Raw genomic sequence first — 17,031 nt, forward strand, 5'->3', positions numbered from 1 at the left:
CTAATTGCTAATTGCTAATTGCTAATTGCTAATTACCCATCTTCCCAATCTTCCCCATCCTCCCCATCCTCCCCATCTTCCCCCTCTTCCCCATCTTCCTCATCTTCCCTAGCCCCTAGCCCCTAGCCCCTAGCCCCTTCTTCCCCTAGCCCCTAACCGCTAAAAGCGGTTGCTATATTTTCCCAGTTGTCCTGAAGAGCTATAAGAGCTACGTATTTTGGAGTTAGCACCCACCCATTTTCTTACAATCATTGCGGCAAACCCTAACAGGATGGGGATGGGGAGCGAAAGCTGTTACCTAAATTAGCGCGATCGCGAGGGTGCGTTGCTGCCAAGTACTACTTTCTCACAAGTGAGTTAAGGTTTATGCAGTTCAAGAAAGTGGCTCTTTTGACTCTGGCTGCCCTCGCATCCCAGAATTTAACTGGCGAAGGCAGCAGCTTTGCTAACTCTCCAATCTCTAATCCCGATACGCCCCAAGGGAACTACAAAGCCGATCGCGCTGGCGATACCGCACCTGTACCAATTCAATCTGTTAGCGCTCCTGAAACCCTGGCCAGCGAACAATTTACTGCTGGAAATGGGAGACTAGAAGCTTCGGAGGGATGGCTAATGGCTGCTCAACCTGAGTTTTCTGTAACAGCAAAATCGGTGGCAATGGCGAATGTAGGCATGGCGACAGTACCAAGTCAGGATGCGATCGCGACGGCGCTTAAAGAAACTTGGCTGGCAAAACTGGTAGAATTAAGTGCCGATCGCAGTCCCCAAGTCCGCGAGGCGATCGATGCGATCGCTCTCCGCACTAATACCGATCCTCAGTCTGAAGGCGCTTTTAACAATACCGTCACTCTTCTCAATGCTTTATTAATTGTTTCCACTCTCTTACCTGGTGTAACAATTGCTTTCTTTTGGCTAGTGCGAAGACTGGTAGTCAGAGAGTTAATTGCCGATGCGAATAAGCGGCTTAGAGGCATTGGAGTAATGGAATCAGAGTTGAAGACTTCTAGCCAACTTTCTCAAAGATTAAAAGAAGAATTAGAAGCCCAAATGAGTGCGGCTAAACAGTCTGTTGAATTTATAGCCAGAGAAGCTGAACTTTCAAGGTCTTCTATTGACCAAATTGAAACCCTAAAATCGCAGTTTTTAATGCACTTGCAGGTTTTGCTGACAGAAGTTTATCAAACCAAAGCACAAACTATGCAAGAACTGACTCAGATTCCGGCTGCGGCGAGGCAGGAAGCTATCAAATCAGAATCTCAGTTAGAGGCTAATAATTCCAGATCGAACGTTGTTCCCTTCCAAAAACCCCAAGAAAGTTTAATTGCTGACGATTACGTAAAACAAGGAGAAGCGCTTTATTTAGAAGGTCGTTATCAGGAAGCCCTGGTAAGTTTTGAGAAGGCAATTTTAATGAATGCCGACATAGATGAAGCTTGGTATAACCGAGGAAACGTATTAGTAAAAGTGCAGCGATTGGAAGAAGCGATCGCCTGTTACGATCAGGCAATCGGACTCAATCGCGAGTATTACGAAGCCTGGTACAATCGTGGTAACGTTTTAATGAGATTACAGCGCTACGAAGAAGCTGCTGCGGCCTACGACCAAGCGATCGCCCTCAAACCAGAAGAATACGGCCCTTGGCACAACCGCGCCGCCGCAATGGGAAGATTGCAGCGTTATCAAGAGGCGATCGCCTCCTACGAAAAAGCCCTGAGTATTAAATCCGACGATCCCGAAGTGTGGCACAGCAGAGCCGCCATGCTAGGGAAATTGCAGCGCTACGCAGAAGCCGTCGCCTCCTACGATCAAGCCCTAACTATCAGAGCTGACAGGTACGAGACTTGGTACAATCGAGGTAATATGCTGTGGAGATTGCAGCGCTACAGCGACGCGATCGCCTCCTACGACAAAGCGATCGCCCTCAACGCCGATAAATACGAAGTTTGGTACAATCGCGGTGCAGTCTTAGGGAAATTGCAGCAATACGAAGAAGCGATCGCCTCATACGATCGCGCGATCGCGCTCCAGCCAAACGATCACGAAATTTGGCACAACCGAGGCGTAGCTTTCGGGAGACTATCAGAGTACGTAGAAGCGATCGCATCTTACGAACAAGCTATAGCCATTCAGCCTCAATGCTACGAAGCTTGGTTTGGCAAAGGCGAAACCTTCGCAAAATTGCAGGAATATGAAGAAGCGATCGCAGCTTACGATAGAGCGATCGCCATCAAACCCGAATCCTACGACGCTTGGCGACACAGAGGTACAGCCTTCTCAGAACTAAAACAGTACGAAGAAGCAATGATTTGCTACGACAAAGCGATCGCCATCAAGCCAGATAACGCCCAAGCTTGGCGCGATCGAGGAGCCCTACTATCAGAATTAAAACAGGATTCAGAAGCAGTAGCATCCTTGAGCCAAGCCATTTCTATCCAACAAAATTCAGCCAGAAACCCCGATAATTCTGTACAACAAAACAGTAGCACTGAATCTCGATCAGCAGTTTCAATGTAATTTTTTTGAGGGGCTAGGGGCTAGGGGCTAGGGGCTAGGGGAATAAGGGAATAAGGGAATAAGGGCAGAGAATCTATGGGGTAGGAAATCATAACGTCCTAACTGCCAAGAAGGTTACTATAACAGTTATCAGTTACAAGATTGCAGGCTAATTGCTAATTGGTAATTGTTAATTGCTAATTGTTAATTAAATAGCACCTACCAATCCTGCTTAAATATCGCCCTTATTTCTTAGTCCGCGTAGGCGGACTTTGTTTGTATAGTAGCGGTTTCAACCGCCAAACAACTACTCACTTACAATCCTCTTTCCTACTTACCTTAGTCTAATTTAGCTTCAGCTTTTACGTAATTCTACTTAAAAGTTCCACAGGAAAATTCAGACGATCTTCATGATAATCTCTTTCCCCAATTCAACCTTACTACCCTTCCCATCTTTGAAAAAAGCAACTAATTCAGGAACCTTTTCGACACCATTACTTCTAAAGTAGAAATGGAACAAATAATTCCAGAGAATCTTAATTTAAGCTCAAGACATTTTCCCAGATAAATCTCTACAGGTGCTTCTACCAAAGGCACAAATAACTAACCTGTGGAGTTCACAAAATGCCCAATATAAATGGTACTCTCGGCCCGGATGTTCTTCCTGGAAATCTATCTGACGGTAGGACAATTTCTCTAATTGAATTAATCGGTGACGACACCCTTAACGGCCTTGACGGCAACGACGTTCTCAATGCCATAGATGGAAATGACCTAATCTTTGCCGGCCCCGGCAATGACATTGGTAACGGCAACGACGGTAGCGATACAGTCTATGGCGGTAAAGACGATGACCAAGTTTACGGCGGTAAAGGCACTGACTTAGTTAGGGGCGACATCGGTAACGATAGCGTCTTTGGCAACGACGGCAACGACACCATCTTCGGTGGCAAAGACAATGACACGATGTACGGGGGCAAAAACAACGACCAACTACTAGGCGACCTTGGGGATGATATCCTCTACGGCGACCTCGGTTCCGATACAATGAGCGGCGGTGGCGGCAGCGATATTTTCGGGATCGGGCGGGTGGGCGATGGTAAACCAACTGCTACAACTGGCGGCCCAACTGTCTCCGATGCCGACGTAATCACGGATTTTCGCACCAACGGCAACGATATTATTCAGTTGTTCGGCGGCTTGCAATTTAGCGATCTCCAGTTCATTGATGGTACAGGCTTTAACGGCATTAGCATCGGCAACACCCTAGTTCGCGATGTAGGAACTGGCGAGTATTTAGTCAATATGGTAGGTTTTACCGCTGCTCAATTGAGCGCGAATCCTGCCTGGTTCCAGTCCGTCGGAACGCCTACACCAACCCCAACACCAACTCCGACCCCTACGGGGACTTCTGGCCCTGGCATTTTGAACTTCGGTCAGCCTACTTACAGCGGTACAGAAGGCAGCACCGTTAGCGTTGGTGTTTTCCGTACCGGTGGCAGCCAAGGCGCAATATCGGTTAACTATACCGTTGCTCCGGGGGGAAGCAATAATCAAGCCAGCCTGAATGACTTCACAGTTGCCCAACCTCTGACAGTTAATTTCGCTAACGGACAAACTTCCGCCCAAATCAGCTTTAATCTTACGGCTGATGGTATAGCTGAAGGAACTGAAACAGCGATTCTGCAACTTCAGGCCCCAACTGGTGGCGCAACCCTGGGTACTTTGCCTGCATCCAACCTAGTTATTTCCGACCAGGCAACTACAGTTAGCCCGACACCTACACCTACGCCGGGAACCACTGCTTCAAGTATTTTCAGCTTTAGTACCAGTAATTACTCTACTCCCGAAGGTACTGCCGGTACGGTGACAGTTTTGCGAACGGGAGATACTGCGAGTGCTGCAACTATTGGCTACGGTACTGTTGACGGTTCGGCTTCTTCTCCTGCGGACTATACCCCAACTACGGGTACGCTAAACTTTGCGGCCGGTCAAACTAGCGCAACTTTCAGTATCCCGACTATAACTGATGCGCTTAGTGAAGGCTCTGAGACGGTAAATGTCTTCCTGAACAATGGCAATGTCGGTACTGTCAATCCCGCAACGCTGACGATTTTTGATGGTGGAACGGGGGTAACTCCAACTCCTCCGACTCCAACTCCAACTCCAACCAGCGTTTTCCAGTTCGATCAGACTAATTACACTGTGAATGAAGGTGGCCAAGCAACGATTACGGTGACTCGCACTGGCGGTACTGCGGCGGCTACGATTAATTACGCCACTGTTGATGGTTCGGCTAGTTCTAGTGGAACTGCACCTGACTACACGGTTGCAGCGGGTTCTCTGAACTTTGCGGCTGGACAAAATAGCGCCAGCTTCACAGTTCCAGCCTTGACTGATACCTTGACTGAAGGTGCGGAAACTGTGAACTTGGTGCTCAGTGGGGGTACTGTAGGCAGCAATCCGTCTATCTTGACAATTAATAATGTTGCGTCAACGGGAACGACACCGACTCCGACTCCGACACCGACACCGACTCCAACAACATCAACTACTGGCCCTAGTGTGTTCTTCTTTAGTGCCGCTACTTACAGTGGTAATGAAGGTAGCACTGCTAACGTCACAATTAATCGTTCTGGCGATTTGACAAAGGCAGCAACAATTCTATTCAGCACTGCTGATGGTTCGGCTACAGCTTCTCAGCCTGATTACGTTGGTATCAGCACTGTCTCAGTGAACTTTGCCGCTGGTCAAGCTAGTGCGACGGTTGGTGTGCCGATCATCAATGATACTGTGCCAGAGTTGACTGAGACTGTCAACTTATTCCTCAGCGGTGGTTCTATTGCTAGTCCTTCAGCAGCGGTTCTATCAATTCTAGACAGCAGCGGTGGGGCAAGTAATGGATTCTTTTACGGTACGTCTGTTTCGCCTACGACTGACGGTGGTACTGGAAGCTTTACAATTAATCGGCCAAGCGGTGTGGGTACAGCATCAATTGACTTTTTGATTGCAGCACCGGGTGGTGGTCAACCTGTGTACCTCACTGACTACTCTGTTTCCGGCACTTTCCTCCCTAACTCCAGTAATAACGGTGGTACTGTGAATTTTGCTAATGGTCAAACCAGCGTTACCCTTTCATTGATTGATATTGTAGGTGGTACTGCTGGTACTGTGAACTTAGGTTTCGGCGCTGGTACTATCGGTAATCCAGCATCAACCTCAATTACTATACTCTAAGACTGTTAGTAGTTTACTTTTCTTGTTCTAGTGTGTTTTCTTTCCAGATTTGGTTTATATGCCACCTCGTTTGGGGTGGTTTTTTATTATTGAAAACTCTCTCAGACTCCACATGGAAACGACGAAAGGATGATTTGATCGGGGGAGATATTCCCGCATCTCCCCTAAGTTTGGGTGAGAATAATACAAAGCTAGGGAATTAGATTACATTCAAACATTTTATTGGCAATTGGCCCCGCAACTCGATTGATAAATTGCTGACGCATCTCAGGATTTTTCTGTAACATTTCCAGAGCTTTTGCCTCAAGATCGGCTTTTTTCCCCGCCTCAGTTTGTGCAGCAGGTGCAGACTGAGACTGAGGTTGCATCTGGGCGACTTCTTCGCAGGAAGCTTTTTGGTATTTTTCAATAGCGAGATTGGCGGCTATATCCAACAATGCTTCCTTGGGTGTGTTTGCACAGGAACTTACAACTATTGCCATAGAACTTAAAGCGCCTAGAAACAATAGATGAGATTTTTTCATGAATTTCTCCTCTCTAGGGAATGAATTTGCACTCGAACATCTTATTGGCAATTGGCCCCGCAACTCGGTTGATAAATTTCTTCCGCATCTCAGGATTCTGCCGCAACATTTCAACTGCCTTAGCCTGGAGAACTGCTTCTGGTGTCCCGGAAGTTGAGGAACTCCTGTTAGCCTGGGGTTTCATTTTTGCTAACTCTTGACAGGAAGTGCTTTGGTATTTTTTGATGACGAAATTGGATACAATATCTAGCAAGGCTTCTGGATCTGGCAATGCAACTTTCTCACTGGGTAAGGAGGGTTTCTGACTGGGTTTTGGGCTGGTGGGGGGTGCAGATTTCTGAGGCGGAGGTGGAAGGGGAGGTACTGGTTGTAGTAAAGCCTTGCCACTAATTCCTATAACCATGACGATGGAAGTTAGAGTCGCTAGAAACAGATGTGATTTTTTCATGACTTGGTAACGAGAGATTTTTTTTAATTTATCACATAATTGCAATCTAGATCATAATTTTATCTATTGCCTGTTGTACTTTATAAATACAATAGATTGAATATTACATGAAAAAATGGTAAAGTTATGCCAAATGCTGAAAAAGGAGAATAGTTATGTCTGTTCAGATGCAAAGACGGCTGTTCACAGTACAAGAATATCACCTAATGGGTGAGGCTGGTATTTTTGGTAATAATGAACGGGTGGAACTCATAGAAGGAGAAATTATTCAAATGGCAGCAATTGGTAAGCGTCATGCCGCCCGTGTCGATCGCCTTGCAAATTTCTTTTACGAACGAGTACAAAGACGTGCTATTGTCCGGGTACAAAATCCGATTTGTCTTGATGATAAATCTGAACCACAACCTGATATTGCTTTAGTACAACCTCGTGCTGATTTTTATGAATCAGCTTTGCCAAATAGTGAAAATATTTTGCTTTTGGTAGAAGTTGCTGATAGTACTGTTGATTACGATCGCGATGTGAAAGTACCTAACTATGCTCGTTCTGGGATTCAGGAAATTTGGCTATGGGATTTAGAGGCTAATTGTCTAGAAGTTTACCGTTTGCCTACGGCTAATGGCTATAGTTCAATCCAAAAATTTGAAGGAGGAGAAATATTTTTACCATTTGCTTTTCCTGATTTTGAAGTGAGTGTTGATTTGATATTGAGTTAGGAATATTAGCCAGTTAGTAGGTTAAATATTACTGGCAATAATGGTAAAATAATATTAAATACTGAAACAGGAGAATAATTATGTCTGTTCAGATGCAAAAACGGCTATTCACAGTGCAGGAATATCACCTAATGATTGAGGCTGGTGTTTTTGCGAATAATGACCGAGTAGAATTAATAGAAGGGGAGATTATTGAAATGGCTGCAATTGGAACTCGTCATGCGACTTGTGTACGGCGACTGATTCGCCGTTTTAGCGTGATTCCAGAAGAAGCAGCTATTTTGGATGTTCAAGACCCAATTCAATTGACAGAAAGAACTGAACCTCAGCCAGATTTAGTATTACTACAACCTCGTGCTGATTACTACGCTACAGCACATCCAATGCCATCAGAAGTATTGCTTTTGGTAGAGGTTTCTGATAGCACTATTGATTACGATCGCGATGTGAAAGTACCTAACTATGCTCGTTCTGGGATTCGCGAAATTTGGCTGTGGGATCTTGAGGCTAATTGTTTAGAAGTTTACCGCGAACCGATGGCAAATGGTTATGGTTTAATGCAAAGGTTTGAGCGAGGAGAAATAGTTTCACCGCTGGCTTTTTCTGATTTTGAAGTGAGTGTTGATTGGATATTGGGTTAAAATGATTCCTTGTCTGACTATAATTGTCTGCACGAGTTATTAGAGCAGACTTTCAAGCCTACAGTAATTGAGATCGGTTACAGGAAATTACTAACTTGACAAGATGAGTTGACAATTAGCGTGATAGCTAGTTTACTAAATTAAAATTACTCAATTATAGCCAAAGGATTGACAGAGATGTTCAGCGATAAAGATAAATCAATTGTAGCTTTATTTTCAGGTTGTGGAGGGCTAGATTTAGGCTTTTCTCAAGCTGGCTTTAATGTCATCTGGGCTTCAGAGTATGATAAAGATATCTGGGAAACCTACGAAAATAACCACCCGGATACATTTCTTGACAAGCGCGATATTCGAGCAATTTCTTCAGCAGAAATACCTGACTGTACGGGAATTATTGGCGGGTCGCCTTGTCAAAGTTGGAGTGAGGCGGGAATGCAACGAGGTATCGATGATTATCGCGGTAAGTTATTTTTAGATTACGTCCGTATTCTTAAAGAGAAACAACCTTTATTTTTTGTGGCGGAAAATGTTTCTGGGATGCTACACACTAAACACAAGTTGGCATTTGGTAATATTTTAGCGGCTTTTGAAGAAGCTGGCTATGTCATCGCTTACAAGTTGCTGAATGCCATGTACTATAATGTGCCTCAAGACCGGAAAAGAGTGATTTTTGTTGGCTATCACTTAAGTTTGAAAAGGCGTTTCAATTTTGATTGGGTGGGGAAATCGCGACGCATTCTTACCCTAAAAGATGCCATAGGTGATTTGCAAGAATCGGTAATTCCTGCTTTATCGCCTAACAAAACAAATGGCAATGATTGCTTGGTACCTAACCATGAATACATGACAGGAGGTTTTTCAAGTATGTATATGTCGCGCAACCGAGTTCGCTGTTGGAATGAACCATCTTTTACTATTCAAGCAGGTGGTCGCCATGCGCCAATTCACCCGCAAGCAAATAAGATGATTCGGGTAGGAAAAGATGAATGGATATTTGATGTTAATTCCCGGCAATCTTACAGAAGATTATCGGTTAGGGAGTGTGCTAGAATTCAAACATTCCCTGACGATTTCATTTTTTACTATCAGAACTTAGCTGCTGGTTATAAAATGATTGGGAATGCGGTTCCTGTTAATTTTAGTTATGCTGTGGCACAGGCTATTTACGAGGATTTATTTAATGAGAAGCAGGAGTCAAAAGAGAGGGAGGAATGTAGTACCTATATTTAAGCTCTTCCTTAAAGATTTTGCCTAAGACTGCTCTCCATAATGGCTTTTATCTAGTCTTGTACTTAGCATAACTCTCGAACTCAGCTTAGAAACGCGATCGCATCTCGCTATCTCCTCATCTATCTCTCAATATTAAGATTTCCTTATTAGCTCTCATCGACAGTGCAATCAGTGATATAATTAACAACTTAAGCTAGGGGTGCCTGGATATCCAGGCTGAGAAACACCCTTAGAACCTGAGTCTGGGTAATACCAGCGGAGGGAAGCTGTTTATCGAGGAAATAGAATATGCGTAGCGAATGGATCGCCAAACGGCAGGGGCATAGTAATGTTAGTCAAATGCACTATGCTCGTCAAGGTGTAATTACTGAAGAAATGCAGTATGTTGCCAATCGGGAAAATCTCCCGCCGGAGTTGATCCGTGAAGAAGTGGCGCGGGGAAGAATGATTATTCCTGCTAACATTAATCACACCAATTTAGAACCGATGGCGATTGGTATTGCCTCGAAGTGCAAGGTCAATGCTAATATCGGTGCTTCTCCCAATTCTTCCAATCTTCAAGAAGAAGTTGATAAGCTAAATTTAGCGGTCAAATATGGTGCTGATACTGTCATGGATTTGTCCACTGGCGGCGGCAATTTGGACGAAATTCGCACGGCAATTATCAAAGCTTCGCCTGTTCCTATCGGTACCGTTCCTGTCTATCAAGCACTAGAAAGCGTACACGGGACAATTGAAAATCTGACGGCAGATGACTTTCTGCATATCATCGAAAAACACGCTCAGCAAGGAGTAGATTACCAAACTATTCACGCCGGAATTTTGATTGAGCATTTGCCATTGGTGAGAAATCGACTTACAGGTATTGTTTCTCGCGGCGGTGGTATTTTAGCTCGTTGGATGTTACATCATCACAAGCAAAATCCGCTTTATACTCACTTCAATGAAATCATTGAAATCTTTAAGAAATACGATGTTTCTTTTAGTTTAGGTGATTCCCTCCGTCCTGGTTGCACTCACGATGCTTCTGATGAAGCTCAATTAGCTGAACTCAAAACTTTGGGGAATTTAACTCGCAAAGCTTGGGAACATGATGTACAGGTGATGGTAGAAGGCCCTGGTCACGTACCGATGGATCAAATTGAGTTTAATGTTAAGAAACAGATGGAAGAGTGTTCGGAAGCACCTTTCTATGTTTTGGGGCCTTTGGTGACAGATATTGCACCGGGATATGACCACATTACCTCTGCAATTGGTGCGGCAATGGCGGGTTGGTATGGTACGGCGATGTTGTGCTATGTAACACCGAAGGAACATTTGGGTTTACCGAATGCTGAGGATGTTAGAAATGGGTTAATTGCTTATAAGATAGCGGCCCATGCAGCGGATATTGCCCGTCATCGACATGGTGCTCGCGACAGGGATGATGAACTCTCGAAGGCGCGTTACAATTTTGATTGGAATCGTCAATTTGAGCTATCGTTAGACCCTGAACGCGCACGGGAATATCACGATGAAACTTTGCCGGCAGATATCTATAAAACTGCTGAATTCTGTTCGATGTGCGGGCCTAAGTTTTGTCCGATGCAGACTAAGGTTGATGCTGATGCTTTGACGGAATTGGAGAAGTTTTTAGCTAGGGAACCTGTAGCTAAGTAGTTAAGTGGGTGGATGGGTTTATCTGTCCACCCTATTTTAAGGAGTAAGCACGGGGGTACTACCATACAAATTGTTAAAGCTACAAAAGATTGCCAAATTAAGATAAAATTATTATAGGAAAATCACAAAATCCTAATCCGATTAAATTCCTCCAAATTAGCCATGTCGGATCTAATCGCTCTTGACCCCAATCAATACCCCGATACTAGCCAACTCGTACAAGAAGACGATACTCCCTTGGATAGTTTCATTAATGAAAAACAACAGCGACTGCTTACAGAAGTTCTCTCTGGCTATGAGTTAAATGATGGTATACCTTTTATTGTCGCTGCCAATGTGGGGATTTTCCGTACTGTCCGCCATCCGGCTATAGTTCCTGATATATTCCTCAGTTTAAATGTAACTGTTGTCGATACTTGGGAGAGGCGAGATGTGCGTTCCTATTTACTATGGGAATTTGGCAAACCTCCAGAAATTGTAATTGAAATTGTTTCTCCGACTCCGGGGAATGAGTTGGGTAGCAAATTCACTGATTATGCCCTGATGGGTGTAATGTATTATATCGTGTACGATCCTCTGGGTGAATTGAGCGATCGCCCTTTACAAATGTTTCAATTACAAGGGGGGCGTTATGTGCCCAAAACTGATACTTGGTTTCCCTTAGTTGGTTTAGGTTTAACCCTCTGGCAAGGTGTCTTTGAAAGTGTTAATGATACTTGGTTAAGATGGTGTGATGCAGAGGGAAATGTTATTCCTACTGTGGAGGAATTAGCGGCGAGACTATCTCAAACTCAGTCACAATTATCTCAAACTCAATCAGAGTTAACTGCGGCTCAAAATCAGACAAAACAAGCTTTATTACAAGGGATTCAGTTAGGTTTACAGCTTAAGTTTGGGAGTTCAGGTTTAGAGATTTTTGGAGAAATTTCTGCTATTGATGACCTGAATTTGCTACAAAGTATTACTTCTAGCTTGTTAACCGTTGAGGGGTTAGAGGAATTACGACAAATTTATTTGTCATAATAATTTACAGTTTTCGGTAATTCCTAAGTTTTGGGGCGGGCACGGGGGTACCGCCCCTACGTTATCAATGATATAATAAACTAACAATATTATTGCTACTACGCATTCTTCACAATTCCTCAGACTGATTAGCACTAAAACCTTAGAATTAGTCTCATTAATCTATCGGTTAGAAAATCGAATTAATACTTGGATACAAGAAAATTACTGAGATTATATAGTTGCGGTTAAATTCTAGGAACTATCAACTTTCAGAGTCGCTAGGCCTAACATTAGAGGAAGTTAAGCAGATTAACTCCGAGGAGTGAACTAGCTATAATTATAATAGAGTAAACAATATTACTTCCCTACCAATGAGATAATAAACAATGACAATAACCGAATTAAAAATCGATCTTGCTTCCTTAACGATCGCAGATAAAGCAGCAGCTATAGAATTTTTACTTCAAACCGTAAGCAGCGGTTCGCTAGGCATTAAAAAAACTCCTGGCGTTTGTGGTGGTGATGCTTGTATTGGCAATACTCGCATACCCGTTTGGGTACTTGTCGGGTATCGTCGTCTCGGATGCAGCGATGCTGAACTTTTAAAGTGCTATCCACATTTAGCTGCGGCTGACTTGGTAAATGCTTGGGCTTATGCTGATGCTTACCCAGAAGAAATTGAAACAGCAATCAGAGAAAATGAGGAAGCATAAAACATGGCACGACTTTATGCAGACGAACAGTACCCACTGCCAGTAGTTGAGTTTCTTTGACCTTTGGGTCACGATATATTAACAGTTCAAGAAGCTGGAAACGCAGGATTAGGAATTCCTGATGAGGAGGTATTGGCTTTTGCTGTGAGTAATCAGCGAGCAGTTTTGACTCTTAATCGAGGGGATTTCATTCGACTACATCGCTCACAACCTAACCATGCTGGTATTATCATTTGTACTCAAGATAACAACTGGGAAAGACAGGCGACGCGAATTAATGAGGCTATTTCTACGGAAGAAATATTGACGGGGAAATTGATTCGAGTTAACCGTCCGCCGCAGTAAAAAAACGATCGCTTTGCCGATTGCTACAAATCTACACAATATTTTAGAACTTCATCCAACCTGAATTCGCCCCCATCCTCCCATCCCTCATCTCCCCATCCCCCCATCTCCCTTCCCCAGTCGCCAGCTCCTAGTCCCAAACCTGTGTTAGTATCGGTAAAATATTCTCTCTAACAATCAACGATGGGCAATGTTCTGGTGCTGAACGCCTCTTACGAACCCCTCAACATCACCAGTTGGAGAAGGGCTGTTGTTTTGTTGCTCAAAGGGAAAGCAGAGCAGATAGAGCATAATGGGAAATATATCTCACCCGGTTTTCCCTTGCCAACTGTCATCCGCTTACGCCACTATGTTCGGGTTCCTTACAAAGATATTCCACTCACCCGCCGAAACATATTGCACCGAGATGGTCACTCGTGTCAATATTGTGGTTATACGGGGGATGATTTAACGCTCGACCATGTAGTTCCGCGATCGCGAGGCGGCGTGGATAGTTGGGAAAACCTCGTGAGTGCTTGCGTGCGCTGTAACGTTAAAAAAGGCTGTCGAACTCCCAAAGAGGCGAGTATGAGCCTGCGGTATCCTCCTCGCAAACCTTACAGTGGTCTATACTTTGAAGTGACTAAGCACGTTAAGAGTGGGATGCACCAAGAATGGCAAAAATATGTAATTGGACTTTGAAACCCCTGAGCACGCAAGCGCGGGGGTTTTGTATAACTAGGGGCTAGGGGCTAGGGGCTAGGGGCTAGGGAAGAAGGGGCTACGATGCTTCGATACTCAGGGCTAGGGAAAGAAGGGGAAAGGGAAGAAGAAGGAGTTAGTAATGCCAATAGTTTTTTTGAATGCTAAGAAATGACCGCTGCCTGCGGCTGGCTTCGCCTACGTACTTTTACTAATTTAGTAAGTTATGTCTAGTAACGATGATGCTAGTTCTGGGGATGGTACTAGCGAAATTGTACCGGAGTTAAAGCGCGTCCGTTCTACGGATGGCGTTAATGAAGGAAACCGTTTGCGCGATCGATCTGTTAGCGAATCCTACACTCAAAAAGTGGAGGAATTACGGGAGACATTGGAAAGACACAGAGGCGATCGCCAGTTGGCGATTTTGCAAGATTTCCCCGATCCCGATGCACTTTCCTGTGCTTGGACTTATAAGTTAATCGCTCGTCAGTTTGATATTGACTGCGATATCGTTTATGCAGGAGCCCTCAGTCACCAAGAAAATATTGCCCTAGTTAAACTCACGGGGTTGCCATTGCAGCGCTGGCCGTTAGAGATGGCAAAAACTAAAGATTTATCTGTTTATCAGGGCTGTGTTTTTATCGATAATCAAGGTACTACCAGTCAGCTAACTTCGCTGATTATTGCTGCTGGTATCCCCGTAACTGCGGCGATCGATCACCACAGTTTACAGGGAGAATTAAATTCAGAGTTTACCGATTTCCGCCCCCAAACCCGCGCTACAGCTACCATTTTTACTCAGTATTTGCAAGCTGGATTGCTAAAATTGGACGGCAATATTACCCAACACGCTAAGTGCGCGACGGCGCTGATGCACGGTTTGCGATCGGATACAAATGCACTACGACAAGCTGAGGAGTCTGATTTTTTAGCCGCAGCTTATTTAAGTCGCTTTTATGACCCACAATTATTAAATGCTGTGTTACAATCTTCTCGCTCGAAGCGGGTGATGGATGTGATTGAGCGATCGCTTAAAAATCGGATCGTACAAAATAATTTTTCTATTGCGGGAGTCGGTTATCTGCGCTACGACGATCGCGATGCTATTCCCCAGGCGGCTGATTTTCTGGTGACTGAGGAAAACGTTCACACCGCAGTTGTCTATGGAATTGTTCACGATGAAGATGAGGCAATTGAGTTAGTAATTGGGTCGCTACGAACTGGTAAAATTACTTTAGATCCTGATGAATTTCTGAAAGAAGCTTTTGGTCAGGATGCTGAAGGTCGCTTTTTTGGTGGAGGAAGAAGTCAAGCTGGCGGCTTTGAAATTTCTACGGGATTTCTCGCTGGTGGTAATGAGAATAGCGATTATGCTAGGTTGAAATGGGAAGTTTTTGACGATCAAATTAAGCAAAAGTTACTGAAGTTAGTTAGTCCGAAAGATCACTTGATGCACGGTGATTAAATGAGAAAAGATAGATCGGCGGTTGAAACCGCTACTATAAAAACAAAGTCCGCCTGCGCGGACTAAGAAATAATACCAAATCCGACTTAAATATCCCCTTTATTCTTTAGTCCCTCTTAGCTCGGACTTCATTTGTGTAGTAGCGATTTCAATCGCCAAACGATCGAGGGGATATCAAACCGGATTTATAGCAACCGCCAAGGCGGTTTAAGAGGGGCTAGGGGCTACGATGCTCAGGGCTAGGGAAGACGAAAGAAGGGTTTAGAATCAGGGTTTTAAATTTAGAATGTCTTAACTGCCTTGGCAACTGCTATAGTATAAAGGGAATATTTAAGTCGGGGTTTAATCAGGTGCAAGTTCACATTACATTAGTATTAGAAAGCGCGATCGCATAGGTACGGATCAGCTCAAGCATATAATAACGCCCCTCCTGCTGTTTCAGTAACGAGAGTTGCTGAAGTTTCGCTAAACCGTCGGCTACGATAGCAGAGTCAGTAATACCCGCAGCAATAGCGATCGCTTCCCTCGTCGCCGGTCGATCGAATCTCGCAGCGGCCATGAGCAACTTCAGCGATGGTTGTCCGGCTAAAGATTTAATGGAACCGTTAAATATAAATTTAGCCAGTTCGCTAGAGCTATCTTTAATTCGCTCTAGTACGTCTGATAATGAGTAACCAAACGCTAATTGATTAACTACATAACCACTTGCTAGTGACAGTCCGCTGGTTTCTCTATAAATTATTTGGCACTGTTCGCTGTCGAGAACGATGCCTTTTTCTCTGGCTTGATATTCTATCAATTCCGAACCGTCTATTTCGAGTAAGCTTTCGAGATAAATGGGAGCAAATAAAGCTTGCTCGCGGGTGGTAATTATTACTTTGACTGTTCGCGGTAAGTCGTATAAAAAGGAAAGGATTTCTTGTTGATTCTCGACACTTTCTAAGTTGTCTAATATTAACAAAGTCGGTATTTTGCTTAGATATTCTCTGATGCTGTCTAGCTGTTGAAGGGGTTCGGCTGAGGCGATGTCTGGACGATTTAATGTCCGGGCGATCGCGCGGCAAATATCCCCCAAAGTGCGATCGCGTTGGAGTCTGGGTAAAATTCCTGCGGATGTCAGGTGATTTTCCTTGGCAGATGTAAAGATAATCGCATCGAAGGTAGGAGCGCTAGGATATGCTTCGGGAATGCGACTGGCTTGCAAACACCGATAGGCCGCTTCTAATGCCAGTGCAGTTTTGCCGACTCCAGGGAGGCCGTTGACGCTGACGATCTGAGGGGTATGATGGCTGAGGCCGACTTCGCGATCGCAAGATAGCATTTCTAGCAGTCTAGCCATCTCTGTTTCCCGACCGATAAAGCGGGTGCGATCGGGGGCCGGTAAGTTTTGACGGGGAGTGGCAATGCCTTCATTCGGAGGCGTTGCAGGAGTAAATGCCTGCAATTTCAACCTGGATGCGTAGCTGTTGTTTTGATGGGAAATCAGAGCGGGGATTTTGTAGCTGTCGATAAATGCGATCGGTTCCATCTTTTCATCTAAGATTCCCCTGTTTCCAGCAGCGGATTGAGCCGAGTTAAATCTCTGCAATGGTAGGTTTTCAGCAGCTTTTTCCTCCTCTAGCTGGCGAAATTGATTGAGTAAGGAAATTCTCAGACGGTTTTCCTTACCTCGATGGTTGCCACTGACTGCAAACTTTTTGTAGACTTGCCCCATTTGCTTGAGACAAGCACCGGCAGAGGTTCGCAGTTGAATAGCGATCTCTTCGTAATCTTTCTCTTCTGCAAACCGCATGATAAAAATTTGCTCTTGATTGGGAGACAGTTCGCGATCGCGAGCCATCTTGATCAGGAACTCCCGCTCTAACATCAGCCTC

At 44.5% G+C, this 17,031-nt stretch carries 14 protein-coding genes and 1 riboswitch; of the genes, 11 read left to right on the forward strand and 3 right to left on the reverse strand.

Annotation, left to right across the window (positions count from 1 at the left end):
• The first annotated feature begins 366 nt into the window (after positions 1-366).
• Both OSCIL6407_RS0117415 and OSCIL6407_RS0117420 read left to right on the forward strand, forming a co-directional pair.
• Positions 367-2,514, forward strand: coding sequence for a tetratricopeptide repeat protein (locus OSCIL6407_RS0117415; protein WP_007356473.1), 2,148 nt, complete (start codon positions 367-369; stop codon positions 2,512-2,514).
• 603 nt (positions 2,515-3,117) lie between these two features.
• Positions 3,118-5,730 (forward strand): Calx-beta domain-containing protein, encoded by a 2,613-nt coding sequence (locus tag OSCIL6407_RS0117420; protein ID WP_007356471.1) that lies wholly within the window; start codon positions 3,118-3,120, stop codon positions 5,728-5,730.
• Between the two features lie 191 nt (positions 5,731-5,921).
• Here the strand turns inward: OSCIL6407_RS0117420 and OSCIL6407_RS0117425 are convergent, their stop codons facing one another.
• Together OSCIL6407_RS0117425 and OSCIL6407_RS37160 are read right to left on the reverse strand one after the other, a co-directional pair.
• Positions 5,922-6,254, reverse strand: coding sequence for a hypothetical protein (locus OSCIL6407_RS0117425; protein ID WP_019487493.1), 333 nt, complete (start codon positions 6,252-6,254; stop codon positions 5,922-5,924).
• Between the two features lie 13 nt (positions 6,255-6,267).
• On the reverse strand, positions 6,268-6,702 hold the full coding sequence (locus OSCIL6407_RS37160; RefSeq protein WP_007356469.1) for a hypothetical protein: 435 nt from the start codon (positions 6,700-6,702) through the stop codon (positions 6,268-6,270).
• 155 nt (positions 6,703-6,857) lie between these two features.
• Here OSCIL6407_RS37160 and OSCIL6407_RS0117435 point away from each other — a divergent pair, with 155 nt between their 5' ends.
• The 9 genes from OSCIL6407_RS0117435 (at position 6,858) to OSCIL6407_RS0117475 (ending at position 15,157) form a co-directional block, all read left to right on the forward strand.
• Complete coding sequence (locus OSCIL6407_RS0117435) at positions 6,858-7,418, forward strand: Uma2 family endonuclease (protein ID WP_007356468.1); 561 nt, start codon at positions 6,858-6,860, stop codon at positions 7,416-7,418.
• A gap of 80 nt (positions 7,419-7,498) precedes the next feature.
• On the forward strand, positions 7,499-8,059 hold the full coding sequence (locus OSCIL6407_RS0117440; protein WP_007356467.1) for a Uma2 family endonuclease: 561 nt from the start codon (positions 7,499-7,501) through the stop codon (positions 8,057-8,059).
• 177 nt (positions 8,060-8,236) lie between these two features.
• A complete protein-coding gene (locus tag OSCIL6407_RS0117445) occupies positions 8,237-9,289 on the forward strand; it encodes a DNA cytosine methyltransferase (RefSeq protein ID WP_007356466.1) in 1,053 nt (350 codons plus the stop codon).
• A gap of 185 nt (positions 9,290-9,474) precedes the next feature.
• Positions 9,475-9,570, forward strand: a riboswitch (TPP riboswitch).
• 7 nt (positions 9,571-9,577) lie between these two features.
• Positions 9,578-10,948, forward strand: coding sequence for a phosphomethylpyrimidine synthase (gene thiC, locus OSCIL6407_RS0117450; RefSeq protein ID WP_007356465.1), 1,371 nt, complete (start codon positions 9,578-9,580; stop codon positions 10,946-10,948).
• 162 nt (positions 10,949-11,110) lie between these two features.
• Positions 11,111-11,971: a Uma2 family endonuclease gene (locus OSCIL6407_RS0117455; RefSeq protein WP_007356464.1), complete on the forward strand. Its 861-nt coding sequence runs from the start codon at positions 11,111-11,113 to the stop codon at positions 11,969-11,971.
• Positions 11,972-12,339: 368 nt separating this feature from the next.
• The gene (locus OSCIL6407_RS0117460; protein WP_007356463.1) at positions 12,340-12,666 is read left to right on the forward strand and encodes a DUF433 domain-containing protein; all 327 of its coding nucleotides are present in this window, start codon (positions 12,340-12,342) and stop codon (positions 12,664-12,666) included.
• Positions 12,667-12,729: 63 nt separating this feature from the next.
• A complete protein-coding gene (locus OSCIL6407_RS0117465; RefSeq protein WP_007356462.1) occupies positions 12,730-13,011 on the forward strand; it encodes a DUF5615 family PIN-like protein in 282 nt (93 codons plus the stop codon).
• A gap of 183 nt (positions 13,012-13,194) precedes the next feature.
• On the forward strand, positions 13,195-13,692 hold the full coding sequence (locus OSCIL6407_RS0117470; protein WP_007356460.1) for an HNH endonuclease: 498 nt from the start codon (positions 13,195-13,197) through the stop codon (positions 13,690-13,692).
• Positions 13,693-13,918: 226 nt separating this feature from the next.
• Positions 13,919-15,157, forward strand: a complete 1,239-nt coding sequence (locus OSCIL6407_RS0117475; protein ID WP_007356459.1) for a DHH family phosphoesterase — start codon at positions 13,919-13,921, stop codon at positions 15,155-15,157.
• Positions 15,158-15,515: 358 nt separating this feature from the next.
• Here the strand turns inward: OSCIL6407_RS0117475 and OSCIL6407_RS0117480 are convergent, their stop codons facing one another.
• Positions 15,516-17,024: an AAA family ATPase gene (locus OSCIL6407_RS0117480; protein ID WP_007356458.1), complete on the reverse strand. Its 1,509-nt coding sequence runs from the start codon at positions 17,022-17,024 to the stop codon at positions 15,516-15,518.
• Between the last annotated feature and the right edge of the window lie 7 nt (positions 17,025-17,031).

The sequence above is a fragment of the Kamptonema formosum PCC 6407 genome, assembly GCF_000332155.1.
In the GTDB taxonomy this organism is placed as follows: domain Bacteria; phylum Cyanobacteriota; class Cyanobacteriia; order Cyanobacteriales; family Microcoleaceae; genus Kamptonema; species Kamptonema formosum.